15 protein-coding genes are annotated in these 14,002 nt (G+C 52.9%); 9 read left to right on the plus strand and 6 right to left on the minus strand.

All coding sequences use genetic code 11. From position 1 onward, the window contains the following. Positions 1 to 242: 242 nt before the first annotated feature. From CWS43_RS19375 to CWS43_RS19405, 7 genes are all read left to right on the plus strand, one after another. Complete coding sequence (locus CWS43_RS19375) at positions 243 to 818, plus strand: hydrolase (RefSeq protein ID WP_101078713.1); 576 nt, start codon at positions 243 to 245, stop codon at positions 816 to 818. A 74-nt stretch (positions 819 to 892) separates the two neighbouring features. After that, positions 893 to 1,711, plus strand: coding sequence for a DUF72 domain-containing protein (locus tag CWS43_RS19380; RefSeq protein ID WP_101078714.1), 819 nt, complete (start codon positions 893 to 895; stop codon positions 1,709 to 1,711). 108 nt (positions 1,712 to 1,819) lie between these two features. Further along, on the plus strand, positions 1,820 to 2,215 hold the full coding sequence (locus CWS43_RS19385; RefSeq protein ID WP_101078715.1) for an MAPEG family protein: 396 nt from the start codon (positions 1,820 to 1,822) through the stop codon (positions 2,213 to 2,215). A gap of 126 nt (positions 2,216 to 2,341) precedes the next feature. Continuing rightward, positions 2,342 to 3,085: a carboxy-S-adenosyl-L-methionine synthase CmoA gene (cmoA, locus tag CWS43_RS19390; protein ID WP_101078716.1), complete on the plus strand. Its 744-nt coding sequence runs from the start codon at positions 2,342 to 2,344 to the stop codon at positions 3,083 to 3,085. Then, complete coding sequence (gene cmoB / locus CWS43_RS19395; RefSeq protein ID WP_101078717.1) at positions 3,082 to 4,053, plus strand: tRNA 5-methoxyuridine(34)/uridine 5-oxyacetic acid(34) synthase CmoB; 972 nt, start codon at positions 3,082 to 3,084, stop codon at positions 4,051 to 4,053. Before cmoA ends, cmoB begins: the two co-directional genes overlap by 4 nt. A 167-nt stretch (positions 4,054 to 4,220) precedes the next feature. Beyond that, positions 4,221 to 4,424, plus strand: a complete 204-nt coding sequence (locus CWS43_RS19400; RefSeq protein ID WP_101078718.1) for a hypothetical protein — start codon at positions 4,221 to 4,223, stop codon at positions 4,422 to 4,424. A 426-nt stretch (positions 4,425 to 4,850) separates the two neighbouring features. Beyond that, positions 4,851 to 5,096, plus strand: a complete 246-nt coding sequence (locus tag CWS43_RS19405) for a hypothetical protein (RefSeq protein ID WP_101078719.1) — start codon at positions 4,851 to 4,853, stop codon at positions 5,094 to 5,096. A 121-nt stretch (positions 5,097 to 5,217) separates the two neighbouring features. Here the strand turns inward: CWS43_RS19405 and cutC are convergent, their stop codons facing one another. After that, positions 5,218 to 5,976, minus strand: a complete 759-nt coding sequence (cutC, locus tag CWS43_RS19410) for a copper homeostasis protein CutC (RefSeq protein ID WP_101078720.1) — start codon at positions 5,974 to 5,976, stop codon at positions 5,218 to 5,220. Positions 5,977 to 6,088: 112 nt separating this feature from the next. Here cutC and CWS43_RS19415 point away from each other — a divergent pair, with 112 nt between their 5' ends. After that, positions 6,089 to 7,237 (plus strand): MalY/PatB family protein, encoded by a 1,149-nt coding sequence (locus CWS43_RS19415; RefSeq protein WP_101078721.1) that lies wholly within the window; start codon positions 6,089 to 6,091, stop codon positions 7,235 to 7,237. On the opposite strand, the gene CWS43_RS19420 is transcribed toward CWS43_RS19415, so the two are convergent. After that, positions 7,234 to 7,803 carry a VOC family protein gene (locus tag CWS43_RS19420; RefSeq protein ID WP_198555876.1) on the minus strand — a complete coding sequence of 190 codons (570 nt, stop codon included), beginning with the start codon at positions 7,801 to 7,803 and terminating at the stop codon, positions 7,234 to 7,236. The genes CWS43_RS19415 and CWS43_RS19420 overlap by 4 nt on opposite strands. Positions 7,804 to 8,150: 347 nt before the next feature. Here CWS43_RS19420 and argS point away from each other — a divergent pair, with 347 nt between their 5' ends. Next, positions 8,151 to 9,884, plus strand: coding sequence for an arginine--tRNA ligase (argS, locus tag CWS43_RS19425; protein ID WP_101078723.1), 1,734 nt, complete (start codon positions 8,151 to 8,153; stop codon positions 9,882 to 9,884). A gap of 76 nt (positions 9,885 to 9,960) precedes the next feature. On the opposite strand, the gene murJ is transcribed toward argS, so the two are convergent. The 4 genes from murJ to rimJ form a co-directional block, all read right to left on the minus strand. Then, the gene (gene murJ / locus CWS43_RS19430; RefSeq protein WP_101078724.1) at positions 9,961 to 11,490 is read right to left on the minus strand and encodes a murein biosynthesis integral membrane protein MurJ; all 1,530 of its coding nucleotides are present in this window, start codon (positions 11,488 to 11,490) and stop codon (positions 9,961 to 9,963) included. A 182-nt stretch (positions 11,491 to 11,672) separates the two neighbouring features. Beyond that, positions 11,673 to 12,584: a Gfo/Idh/MocA family protein gene (locus CWS43_RS19435; protein ID WP_101078725.1), complete on the minus strand. Its 912-nt coding sequence runs from the start codon at positions 12,582 to 12,584 to the stop codon at positions 11,673 to 11,675. 11 nt (positions 12,585 to 12,595) lie between these two features. Beyond that, positions 12,596 to 13,252 (minus strand): DUF480 domain-containing protein, encoded by a 657-nt coding sequence (locus tag CWS43_RS19440; RefSeq protein ID WP_101078726.1) that lies wholly within the window; start codon positions 13,250 to 13,252, stop codon positions 12,596 to 12,598. 10 nt (positions 13,253 to 13,262) lie between these two features. Then, positions 13,263 to 13,850 (minus strand): ribosomal protein S5-alanine N-acetyltransferase, encoded by a 588-nt coding sequence (rimJ, locus tag CWS43_RS19445; protein WP_101078727.1) that lies wholly within the window; start codon positions 13,848 to 13,850, stop codon positions 13,263 to 13,265. Positions 13,851 to 14,002 lie beyond the last annotated feature (152 nt).

Raw genomic sequence — 14,002 nt, forward strand, 5'->3', positions numbered from 1 at the left:
GGAATGGGTTTTATTCGGGTCGAAAAAAGGCGGCTATTATAAAGGAATTTCCGCCGCAGGATAAGTGCGAACGCATCAAGGCTGGCGCGGAAATTCACACCTGTTGCTTGCTACACATAATTTAACAAAATTATCCCCATTTCGATCCACGCGTTAGCATAGACTCCGGCTATCCCCTTTGTACACGCAGTTCATTATTCCTGCCTCTATTTACCCCTTTTGATAACCGGGAGCTAAACACCATGAAACTCGACCCTAAAACGACCGCATTAGTGCTGATCGATTTACAGAAAGGCATTCTGCCATTTGCCGGCGGCCCGCACACCGCGCAGCAGGTTCTGGACAACGCCACTGAGCTGGCAAACCGTTTCCGTAAGCTGGGCTCTCCGGTGGTGATGGTTCGCGTGGGCTGGTCTGACTCTTTTGACGAAGCGCTGAAACAGCCGGTTGATATCCCGGCAGCCGCACCGGAAGGCGGCCTGCCCGCTAGCTGGTGGGAATTCCCGGAACAGCTGGGCGTCACTGACAAAGATCTGCTGGTCATAAAACGCCAGTGGGGCGCGTTCTATGGCACAGATCTGGATTTACAGCTGCGCCGCCGTGGGATTAAAAGCATCGTGCTGGCCGGTATTTCCACCAATATCGGTGTGGAATCCACAGCCCGTAACGCCTGGGAACACGGCTATGAGCTGGTGATCGCCGAAGATGCGTGCAGCGCGCACAACAACGACCATCATCAGTCCAGCGTGCAGTTTATCTTCCCGCGTATCAGCCGCGTACGTTCAACCGCCGAAGTGCTTGCCGCACTGCCGCAGTAACGTTACCCTGCCGGATATCCCTGACGCCGCCTCCCGGGCGGCGTTTTTTATGGAAAAATCAGAGGAAGCACGGCATGTATATTGGCTTACCGCAATGGCACCACAACGCGTGGGCCCGCATCGGGCTTCGCGATCTGGCTGATTACGCCCGGTATTTCAATTGTGTCGAAGGCAACACCACGTTTTATGCGTTGCCGAAACAGGACGTCGTGATGCGCTGGCGCGATATGACGCCCGAATCCTTCCGGTTCTGTTTCAAATTCCCGTCATCCATCAGCCATAAAGCGGCGCTGGCAAACTGCCAGGAAGATGTGGATACGTTTTACCGCACGCTGGAACCGCTGGGCGAACGCATCGGCCAGCTCTGGCTGCAGCTTCCGGCGACCTTTGCTCCCGTGCATCTCGAGCGTTTATGGCAATTTCTGGATGCCCTGCCCGCCGGTTTTGATTACGGCGTTGAAGTGCGTCATAAGGATTTTTTCGCTAAAGGTGATGCCGAACGGGCGCTGAATCAGGGATTACATCAGCGCGGAATTAACCGCACCATTCTCGACAGCCGCCCTGTTCACAGCTCAAAATCACGGACCGAAGCGGTGCTTGACGCAAAACGTAAAAAACCGATCCTGCCGCTGCACGCCGTCGTGACTGCAACGCGCCCTATCGTGCGTTTTATCGGCGGTGATATTCTGGACGATAACCGGCCATTATTCTCACAGTGGGCAGACAAACTTGCGGCGTGGGAAACACAGGGGCTTTCTCCTTATTTGTTTATCCACACGCCAGATTGCACCGACGCACCACAGCAGGCTCGCAGTCTGTGGCCCCTGCTGCAGGCGAAAATCCCGACCGTTCAGCCTGAGCCAGACTGGCCGGAGCAGGACACCTTGTTCTGAGAATTTTCATGATTTCCTGACGACAGTTTTACGGCATCCCGTTATCATAGCGGCGCAGCGGAAAAACCCGGTTCCGCCGGATCACAGGGAATAACCAAGGAAGTCACCATGATTAGCGCGTTATACGTCGTGCTTGCCGCCATACTTTTAATTAAGCTCTCTTTCGATGTTGTCCGCCTGCGGATGCAATACCGCATTGCGACCGGCGACGGCGGTTCTTACGAATTACAAACCGCCATCCGTGTACACGGCAACGCCGTAGAATATTTGCCTATCGGTTGTTTATTATTGCTGTTTATGGAAATGAACGGTGCCGCAATCTGGACAGTACACGCCTGTGGTTCACTGCTGATCCTGGGCCGGTTATTCCATTATTATGGTTTGAAAAACCGCGAATTTACCTGGCGTCGCAATGGCATGGCCGCCACGTATATCTCGCTTGTTCTGATGGTTATCATCAATATTATCTACCTGCCATGGTCGCAATTTCTGGCCTTTGACTGATCGCCCCGCGTTTCCCTCCGGTCGTTTACAGTTAACATTCCCGCGCAGGTATCTGCCTGCGCCAGTATCTGCTAAAATCTGCCCTCAACTTTTTACCTACACTTTTTTTTGGCCTGACTCACCACTATGGCAAACCACGATACGCTTTTTTCTGCACCTATAGATAAGCTCGGCGACTGGACGTTCGATGAGCGCGTCGCTGAAGTTTTCCCCGACATGATCCAGCGTTCTGTTCCGGGTTATTCCAACATTATTTCGATGATTGGCATGCTCGCTGAGCGGTTCGTTCAGCCCGGTACAAATGTTTATGACCTGGGTTGTTCGCTGGGTGCCGCCACATTATCTATGCGCCGCAACATTAAGGTTCAGGGTTGTGAAATTATTGCGGTCGATAACTCTCCTGCCATGGTGGAACGCTGCCGCCGTCATATCGATGCGTTTCGCGCCGAGACGCCGGTAAACGTCATTGAATCTGACATTCTGGATATTGAGCTGAAAAATGCCTCAATGGTTGTGCTGAACTTTACGCTGCAATTCCTCGAACCGGCCGATCGCCAGCGCTTGTTAAATCAGGTCTATCAGGGGATGCGTCCGGGCGCGGCGCTGGTGTTGTCGGAAAAATTCAGTTTCGAAGATAAAGATGTCGGCGAACTGCTTTTCAATATGCACCATGATTTCAAACGCGCAAACGGCTACAGCGAGCTGGAAATCAGCCAGAAGCGGAGCATGCTTGAAAATGTCATGCTGACCGATTCTGTCGAAACCCACAAAGCACGCCTGCATCAGGCCGGTTTCCAGCATACAGAACTGTGGTTCCAGTGTTTTAACTTCGGCTCACTGATTGCCGTGAAAGCCGGGGAAGCCGAATGATTGATTTTGGTGATTTTTACCGTGTGATTGCCAAAGGGCCACTGAGCCCGTGGCTTAACACTTTGCCTTCACAACTCACTGCATGGCAGAAAGAGTCGCTGCACGGTAAATTCAAACTATGGTTTAACTCGGTTGACCGCCTGCCGCTGTTACAGCCTGAACGTCTGGATTTATTGCACAGCGTTTCCGCCAATATGGAAATTCCCCTGCCCGCTGGTCAGCGAGAAGGCATTGAAAATCTGCTGCGCAATATGATGCCGTGGCGTAAAGGGCCGTTTTCGCTGTATGACGTTGAAATAAATACCGAATGGCGCTCGGACTGGAAATGGGATCGCGTACTTCCACACATTTCTTCTCTGGCGGGCCGTACGATCTTAGACGTCGGTTGCGGCAGCGGTTACCACATGTGGCGCATGATTGGCGCGGGCGCGCATCTGGCCGTCGGTATCGATCCGATGCAACTTTTCCTGTGCCAGTTCGAAGCCGTGCGTAAATTACTGGGCGGCGACCAGCGCGCGCATCTGCTGCCACTGGGCATCGAACAACTCCCTGAGCTGAACGCCTTTGACACCGTATTCTCGATGGGCGTGCTTTATCACCGCCGTTCGCCGCTGGACCATCTTTATCAGCTGAAAAATCAACTGGTCAGCGAAGGTGAGCTGGTGTTGGAAACGCTGGTTGTCGAAGGTGACAGTCAGCAGGTGCTGGTGCCGGGTGACCGTTACGCACAGATGGGGAATATCTACTTCATTCCTTCCGCCGAAGCGTTGAAAGACTGGCTGATTAAATGTGGTTTTGTGGATGTCCGGATTGCTGATGTCAGTGTGACTACGCTGGAAGAGCAGCGCCGTACGGACTGGATGACCAGCGAATCTCTGGCCGAATTCCTCGATCCCAACGATCCGACCAAAACCATTGAAGGGTATCCGGCACCGCGCCGTGCCTTGCTTATCGCACGCAAGCCTTAGGCCTGTCTCCTCCGCCGGGCGCACGGCCTGGCGGAAACCTTCTGCTGCATTTTTCTCCGGTTTTCTGCCCCGCCACTCTGTACATTCGGGATTAAAAAGGTCTAACCTTTCGAAATGGCTATCTGTTTGTTCTGACAGAGATCGTGGTTAACGTTTTGGGAGGATGTATGAAATTCCCTAAAGGTAGTATCGTTCAACACAGATCCGGCGATATCAAAGGCACCGTGATGAATACGTTTGAATCCGACAAGGAAATCGTCTCATATTACGTTTCCTGGGAAGATGGCAGCAGCAGTCTGCATAGAGAAGATGAATTACACTGGGCCAACATTGATGTTGCCATCAAAATTAAAAACTTCTACGAAAAGTAGCCAGCGCACTTCTGACTCACATACCCCTCCCGAATTTATTCACCTTTTTAGCCCTTCTCGTCCGGGCTGAGGCCTGAACGCATCAGGCCTTTGTAAAGCTTCCTGTTTTCATGCGTTATCGTTGGATTGATTCATAGCATTTCGTGTATAAATTTGGCCAAACTTATTCATCAGAACGCGAACCTGTCGCGGAGAAAAGTATGCGCCGAAGAATCCGATTTCTTTTTGATCGTGCAGTGATTGTTTTAGGTCTTTTTGTGATGTGTCTGGTGGTAAAAGCGGGCATGTTTGGCGTCGCATTGCTTACCTGGGGCTGACGATTTTCTGACTAAATCATCACACCTGTCTGTTTTTTAATCACCAAACCCTTTTTTAATGTAAAAGAAATGCTACTCTTTATAACCACACTAATGACAAGGTTATAAAATGTCTGATTCCCACGACAATCCGGACGTTCTTCTGCGCACGGCACAGGCCCTGGAAGCCGCAATTGCATTCAGCATCGCGTCTATTTCAGTCAGTCTTCCCGATGTAAAAAATGAAGTTGTCGAGTCTTTACGCCGCAATGTAGTCGGAAGCGATAACCCGACCCCGGCTAATGACGCCATTGAACACCTGGTCACGCTGATTGAAACAGCATCAAAACCCTCTGAAAACCGCAATGTAGAATAAAAAAAGCCCCGCCAATGTGACGGGGCCTGGTACTTGCGCAGGGCGACGCAATAAGGGTCGTGTGACCCGGTTAAATCTGTCTGAACCTGAAACTGTTTTCAGGACGTTTCGATTTGGATTATCACGCCGTACGGGATATTTCATCGTCAAACTGCAATGTACTTTTCATTGCGGCAACAATATCGCCGTCCACGCAATAACGACTGAATTCATCAAAGTCAGTGTCAGAACTCATGGTGACACCTGCTTTGCGGTAACGCATGGCAGATTTAACCTGACGCCCTGCCGAGCTGTGTAATTCGGTCAGACCGATATCCACGAATTTTTGCAGGTTCGTCAGACGCACTCCCGCGCCCGCCATAATAATAGGACCACGCGTCAGTTGATTCAGTTCCCGAAGCATCGGCAAACCGACTTCTGCATTTTGCTGTTGCCCTGAGGTCAGAATGCGCGCCACCCCTAACTGAGTCAACTGCTCTAACGCAATCTTCGGGTTCAGACACATGTCGAAAGCACGGTGGAATGTCACGTCCATATCCGTACACAGCGCCATGATTTCCCACATCCGTGGCATATCAATGTGCCCTTCCGCGTCCAGCATGCCGACAACCAGCCCCGGAAATCCCATGTCACGAATACAGGCAATATCGCTTTTCAGAACGTCAAATTCACTCTGGCTATAGCAAAAGTCACCCCCCCTCGGACGTACAATCGGGTGTACAGGGATCGTCACTTTTTCCCTCGCCAGTTTTAGGGTGCCGTAACTCGGCGTAATGCCGCCATCGGCCTGGCTTGCGCATAATTCAACGCGATCTGCCCCGGCTTGCTCTGCTGTTAACGCACAGTCCACGCTGTAACAGCACACTTCTAATTTAGTCATGTGACCTCTCCTGATAACGGCATTATGCTACAACACTTGTCTGTAACCGGCCATGTCGCGTAGGCTTTGACATGAGCATTCCCGCCCAACTGCCTGCTTAGGAAAGCTAACTATGGCACTCAATTTTGATTTGCGGGTAGACCGCAGTCACAGTGATAGCGTTAAGTGGAATAAATACAATAATCAGGATGTCATTCCACTTTGGGTAGCCGATACCGACTTCAAGTCTCCACCCCAGGTGATTAATGAACTGCAACAACGCGTGGCCGAAGGCGTCTTTGGTTACGGTATTACGCCACCGGAGCTGATTGATTTGGTGGTAAAACGGATGGCTGACCGTTATGGCTGGGCGATTCAGCCGCAATGGATTGTCTGGCTTCCGGGCCTGGTCTGCGGGCTGAATGTGGCCGTGTGCGCCAACGTTGCCCCTCACGAAAGCAGCCTGATGCCGGTGCCCATTTACCCCCCTTTCATGCAGGCCGCACAATCCGAAGGCCGGCAATTTAAATCCGTTCCGGTCGTCAAACGACATCAACGCTGGGTGGCAGATTTTGCCGCCGCCGAAAGTCGTCTTGATGGCAACGAAAAGCTGCTGATGCTCTGTAACCCTTATAATCCGGGCGGAACGGTCTATCGCCGCGAAGAATTACGGGAACAGCTGGCATTCGCCAAACGCCACGGTCTGGTGGTGTGTTCAGACGAAATTCATTGTGATCTGATCCTCGAACCCGGCCTGCAGCATATTCCGTTTGCCTCACTGAATGCTGACGCAGAACAACGTTCCATCACTCTCATCTCGCCTTCGAAAACCTTTAACCTTGCCGGTCTGGGCGCATCGCTGGCGATCATACCGAACCCGTCACTGCGCCGAAAATTTTTAGACACCAGCAAAGGCATTGTGCCACACGTCAATATTCTGGCATACGTCGCGGCGACCGCGGCCTATCGTGACGGCGAAGCGTGGCTAAACGCACAGCTCGGCTATTTGCGCGAAAATCGCAACTTAGCAACTTCTCGAATTAACGCCATGCCAGGTCTGCGCATGCTGGCACCGGAAGGCACTTATCTCGGCTGGATTGATGCCAGCGCATTGCCGGTGGAAGATCCCTACCGTTTCTTTGTCGAAGCCGGTGTGGGCTTCTCCGGCGGGGCCGAGTTTGGCGCACCGATGTGCGTGCGCATCAATTTCGGCTGTCAGCGCAGCCTGCTGGAAAAAGCGCTGGACCGGATGGACGCCGCGCTGGAAAAATTCCGGCGTTAACCCTCTTCCCTTTCGCTGGCGACAATTTCCCGCAAGCTGTGCGGGTGGAATTTGATGGTGACCGCTCCGTCGGTGATGGCCAGCGTAGGGTTAGGCAAACGCTCATTTTCCCCCTTCGGCGAACTTTGTTTCAATTTTATTCCGGGCGTCATCAGCGCTTCATCGGCAATCAAAGCCAGCGCCCGCGTATACAGTTCTTCTTCAACGCCCGGCAGCACAATCTCAATATGTTCCCAGCCTTCGTGCGGATAGCGCTTATCCCCCGGATAAGGCAATTCAACCAGGTCAATGCTCAGTGGCCCGACAGTCAGCGGTTCATCAAGCGTAAAGAGGCAGATTGGCCGCCCGTTAATCAGGGTTTCATTGAGCAGGCTGCCACATTTTTCCAGCCCGGATCTCCAGCGATCTGCCGTTGTATTTTGATGGCAGCGCACTGAAATGTGATCAGCATGAAATTCGCCCAGATTGATCTGCAACTTTGCCGCGAATGCCTTCAAAACGCTGACAAAACGCGACATATCCTCGACTAAATCCTGTAACTCAGGCACATGGTTCATAGCAGGCATCCTATCTCTTTTTCGTTTGCTGATCTTCCGGGGCGGGTAATTTACACAGCCTTTCATCCGGTTGCCAGAGACATGCCGCAGAATCGCGCTTTCATGCTGCCCGGACGTGCGGCAATACTGACTCCGCAAGGCTAATATGATATAAACACGCATCATTTTCGGTTAATCCGTTAAAAGCGTATAACCAGTAAACAACTACATTCTTCCCCTAAATCATTCGGGTTGCATCAAGGCAGCAACTGAGTGAATTCCCCGGGAGCATACATCAGTATGTGACCGGGGTTCGCGAAGGCAGCTAACGCAGAGGCAGCGCGAAGGATGACGGGGATAAATTATAAGGTAATCCGGTGAATATTCAGTCACTCCTTTCAGATAAAGTCAGCCAGGCGCTGATCGCTGCTGGCGCATCCGCCGACAGCGAAGCGCAGGTCCGTCAGTCCGCCAAAGCTCAGTTTGGCGACTATCAGGCTAATGGCGTAATGTCCGTGGCGAAAAAACTCGGTATGCCGCCACGACAACTGGCAGAGAAAGTGGTTGAGCTCTTAGATCTGAACGGTATTGCGAATAAAATCGAAATTGCCGGACCGGGTTTCATCAACATCTTCCTGGATCCGGTGTTTGTCGGTGCGCATGTAGACAGCGCGCTGAATGATGACAGACTGGGGATCACGCCTGTTGAACCGCAAACCATCGTCATTGATTACTCTGCGCCTAACGTGGCGAAAGAAATGCACGTAGGTCACATCCGTTCCACTATCATCGGTGACGCAGCCGTGCGTACCAATGAATTCCTCGGGCATAAAGTGATCCGCGCAAACCATGTCGGCGACTGGGGCACCCAGTTCGGCATGCTGATCGCCTATCTGGAAAAAGTGCAGAACGAAAATGCCGGGGATATGAATCTGGCAGACCTCGAAGAATTCTACCGCGCTGCCAAGAAAAACTACGATGAAGACGAAGCTTTTGCCGAGCGTGCCCGCGGTTACGTGGTGAAATTACAAGGCGGAGACGAATACTGCCTGCAGATGTGGCGCAAGCTGGTTGATGTGACCATGAAACAAAACCAGCTGACCTATAACCGCCTGAACGTTACCCTGACCGAAGACGATGTGATGGGTGAAAGCCTGTACAACAGCATGCTGCCAGGTATCGTGTCAGACCTGCAGGCAAAAGGCCTGGCGGTGGACAGCGAAGGCGCGGTTGTCGTTTATCTTGATGAATACAAAAATAAAGAAGGCGACCCGATGGGCGTCATCATCCGTAAAAAAGATGGCGGCTACCTGTACACCACCACCGATATCGCCTGTGCGAAATACCGCTACGAAACGCTGGGGGCCGATCGCGTCCTGTATTATATCGACTCACGTCAGCACCAGCATCTGATGCAAGCGTGGACCATCGCGCGTAAAGCGGGCTATGTGCCAGACTCCGTGACGCTTGAGCACCACATGTTCGGCATGATGCTGGGTAAAGACGGCAAACCGTTCAAAACCCGCTCAGGCGGTACGGTAAAACTGTCAGACCTGCTGGATGAAGCGATTGATCGTGCACGTAAGCTGATCACTGAAAAGAACCCGGAACTGAAAGATGCCGGCGAACTGGAAAATCTGGTCAACGCGGTCGGTATCGGCGCAATCAAATACGCGGATCTGTCAAAAAGCCGCACCACGGATTACATCTTCGACTGGGACAATATGCTGGCCTTTGAAGGCAATACGGCGCCATATATGCAGTATGCCTACACCCGTGTGGCATCCATTTTTAAACGTGCAGAGATTGACGTTAACAGCCTGACTCAGCCGGTCGTGCTGAGTGAAGAACGTGAAGCCGCGCTGGCTACCCGTTTGCTGCAATTTGAAGAAGTGCTGACCGTTGTTGCCCGTGAAGGTACACCACACACCATGTGCGCCTATCTCTACGACGTTGCAGGCCTGTTCTCCAGCTTCTACGAACACTGCCCGATCCTGAGCGCAGAAGATGAAACCAGCCGTAACAGCCGCCTGAAACTGGCACTGTTAACCCAGCGCACGCTGAAAACCGGTCTGGATACGCTGGGCATCGAAACCGTAGAGCGTATGTAAGTCATCATCCTCAGACATTAAAAAAGGGCGCTTAGCGCCCTTTTCTGTTTCTGCAATTAACCCGGCAATTGCCGGATTAATGTCGGGCAAACTCTTTCACACGGAACCCTAACAAACCGAGCACGGCGAAGTACGCCACCACACCGACCACAACAACCGCCGCGAGACGTGCCAGACGATAGGCCATTCCGCCAACATCCCATGCTGGCATCAGCCACATTGTGCCCAGCAGCGCTGCCGACATCACAATCACTGCGGCGAACAGCTTAATCAGGAAAATTTTCCACCCGGGCTGTGGCTGGAAAATATCCTGCTTACGCAGTTGCCAGTAAAGCAGCGACGCGTTCAGGCAGGCAGCCAGGCCGATCGAGAGAGAAAGCCCCGCGTGTTTGAGCGGCCCGATGAATGCAAGGTTCATCACCTGCGTCATCAGCAAAGTGATAATAGCGATTTTCACCGGCGTCTTGATGTCCTGACGCGAATAGAAACCAGGGGCCAGAACCTTCACGACAATCAGCCCCATCAGGCCGACGGAATAGGCGACCAGCGCTCTTTGCGTCATTGAGGCATCAAAAGCACTGAACTTACCGTACTGGAACAACGCAACGGTCAGCGGTTTTGCCAAAATCCCCAGTGCCACAGAACTTGGCAGCGCCAGCAGGAAACACAGGCGTAAGCCCCAGTCCATCAGCCGGTTATATTCCGCATGGTTACCGCTGGAGAAACTGCGTGCCAGCGACGGAAGTAAAATCGTCCCCAGCGCCACACCCAGCACCCCGGAAGGGAACTCCATCAGGCGGTCAGCGTAATACATCCACGAAACGGAGCCAGAGACCAGAAACGACGCGAAAATCGTGTTAATAATCAGCGAAATCTGGCTGACGGAAACCCCCAGAATCGCGGGTCCCATCTGGCGCATGACGCGCCACACACCGGCATCTTTCAGATTCAGGCGCGGCAGCACCAGCATGCCGATTTTCTTCAGGTGCGGGAGCTGATACCCCAGTTGCAATAATCCGCCCGCCACGACCGCCCAGGCCAGCGCCAGCACCGGCGGATGGAAATAGGGTGCGGCGAACAGCGCAAAACCGATCATGCTGACATTCAGAAACGTCGGCGCAAAGGCCGGTATCGAGAAACGATTCCAGGTATTGAGTATCGCCCCGACCAGAGAGGCCAGCGATATCAGCAGGATATACGGGAACGTGATGCGCAGCAGCGAACTGGTCAGTGCAAATTTATCCGGCGAATCCACAAAACCGGGAGCCGTAATATAAATCACCCACGGCGCGGCAAGCATACCAAGCACGGTGACAATCGCCAGCACCAGCGTCAGCAAGCCGGAAACGTAAGCAATGAACGTCCGCGTGGCTTCCTCGCCCTGCTGGGTTTTGTACTCGGCAAGAATCGGAACGAAGGCCTGTGAAAATGCCCCTTCGGCAAAAATGCGCCGCAATAAATTGGGCAGCTTAAACGCCACAAAAAAGGCATCGGTCACCATGCCGGCGCCAAAAACGCGCGCCACAATGGCGTCGCGGGCAAAGCCTAATACACGTGAAAACATCGTCATGGAACTGACGGCTGCCAAAGATTTAAGTAGATTCATGTCACTGTTCTTGTTCGCCGGTTAGTTTTTAAATCAGTCAGTTAAACAACCACGCCTGCATCAGCAGGCGTGAAAGATGAACCGGCATGGCTCAAAGATGCGCTTAGTCTACGCATCCGCCATGCAATAGCCAACGGCAGTTGTTATAGATTGTTACCCGCACCGTCCTGTGCGGCTTTCACTCAGTTTTGCAGAATTTTTTCGATCATGGCCTGCGCGTAAATCGCCTGTTCGCCGCTGGTTTCAGGGGCGGTATGGTTCGAGACGCAATCGACAAAATGCTCAATTGCGCCGGCAAAACCGCGCTGCGCCAGCGTACTTTGCCAGCCAGCAACAGGTTGCTGGGTCAGAATATCATCGCGTTCATCGCGCCAGACCCGCATGTCGTCAAGCTGATAAACGGCGCCTTCGGTAACCGCCTGCACGCTTTCGCGGAATGTCCCGGCGCGGCGGTGCATTGAGGTCGTCACCAGCGTTTCTCCGCACAGGAAATGATGCTCGCCATAAATCATCTGGTCAGCTTCATTAATCTGAATCAGCCCGCTTTCCAGGGTGGCATTGCCGCCCGCCAGCCACAGCGCCGTATCGACAACGTGCAGATAATCATCCAGCAACGTAAAACGCAGATCATTTGGCCCGACGCTGTTCGTACGGTGCTTATCCATACGCAAGGACGCCGCGTCCTGCATCTGGCCTTTCAGCTGACGATACAACGGTGCAAAGCGGCGGTTAAACCCGACCATCAGGGCCTTACCTGCCTTATGTGCCTGTTCAACCAGCTGTTGCGCTTGCTCTAGCTCCGCCGCCAGGGGTTTATCAACATAAACATGCACACCTTGCGCCAGCAATTGCCCGACGACCTCAAAATGGCTCGCCGTGCTGCTGTGGACAAAGACGGCATCACACTGGTTCGCCAGCTCATCTATGCGTGAGAAACAGGCCATGCGATAGCTGTCGCAGACGGCTTGTGCTTTTTGCTGATTCGGGGAAAAACCTCCGACCAGTGTCCATTTTTCCGCATGGCTGAGAACCGGCAGATATGCTTTTTGCGCAATCCCCCCAAGCCCGACAACCCCTATACGTAATTTACTCACGACGTACTCCTTTAATCGGCCAGATGTTGCAGCAGGTTTTCCAGACGCTGTTTCAGTTCAGCAACTTGCGCCTCCAGCGCTTCGACACGGGTTGCCAGATCTGAATTTTCCGTCGCCGCAGCGCTGAACAACGGTTCTTCAGACGCGCCAGCCACATTGCTGACTTCGCCGCTAAACAGATGCATAAACCGGTTTTCACGTTTGCCCGGCTCACGCGCCAGACGCACACAGAACGGGCCATCTTCGCGGTGAGTCAGGTCTGTCAGGGTCTGCTCAACTTCGGCAACGTCAGAAAAATCATGCAGGCGGTTGGTGCGGGTGCGCAGTTCGCCCGGCGTTTGTGCGCCGCGCAGTAATAAAGTGGTGACGATAGCCACCTCCTGCGGGGAAAACTTGAGATTGCCGAATTCGGAATTACAGAAGCGATGTTCATACTTCATGGTGCGGGAACCGCTCAGGGTGCGGATAAAGTGTTTGCGCAGCAGAAGATCCAGCGTTTGCTGAACATCGCTTTCACTCAACTCCATCACAGGCTCACGGTTGGTTTTCTGATTGCAGGCGGTCGTCAGCCCGTTGAGCGTCATCGGATATTGTTCCGGCGTCGTGAGCTGTTTTTCCAGTAAACAGCCCACCACCCGCGCCTCCCGGGCGCTGAGTTCATGTTTCATGTTGCTCTCCTTATCGGGACGGGGGTGTCCATTCTTGCCAGGTCAGCGCAGTCAGTACATGGTCCTGCCATTTGCCGTCGATCAGCAAATAGTCTTTCGCATAGCCTTCGCGTTCGAAGCCGAGACGCTCCAGAAGCTGACCGCTGCGTCTGTTATGCGGCATGTAATTCGCCATAATGCGGTGCATCTTTTGCTGGCGCTGCATATAGCGGATCAGCGACTGCAAGGCTTCCTGCATCAGCCCTTTCCCCTGCCATTCCTGACCCAGCGAATAGCCCAGGAAACAAGCGTGAAAAGAGCCACGCAGCACGTTGCTGAAATTCGCCACGCCCATCACACGATTTTCATCAGGATCGAGCAAAATAAAATAGTAGGCGCTCCCCTGTTTCTGCATCTCGGTAATTAATCCCAGCCGAGCCTGCCATCCGGAGGGATAACAATGGCTTTCGTCCCTGACCGGTTCCCAGGGTTTAAGAAACGCCCGGTTCTCAGCATAGTATTCAGCTAACCGGTGCGCATCCCGGTCGTGAACCAAACGCAGGACCATCCGGTCAGTGGTAAGCCGCACCTTTGGCACGGCAGATTTGTAGCCAAACATCCCTTCCCTCCACATCCCGCATGGGTCGATAAATAGAATTTATAGGAAACGACAGATCACCGCTAATTCTGCCAGTCAGAACGCGGCTTGACGATAAAAAAATATTATCAATAGCGCCCTATCTAATTGCCAGATTCCAGTTCAGACTGGAA

The sequence above is a fragment of the Rahnella sp. AA genome, assembly GCF_002834385.1.
Taxonomy (GTDB): domain Bacteria; phylum Pseudomonadota; class Gammaproteobacteria; order Enterobacterales; family Enterobacteriaceae; genus Rahnella.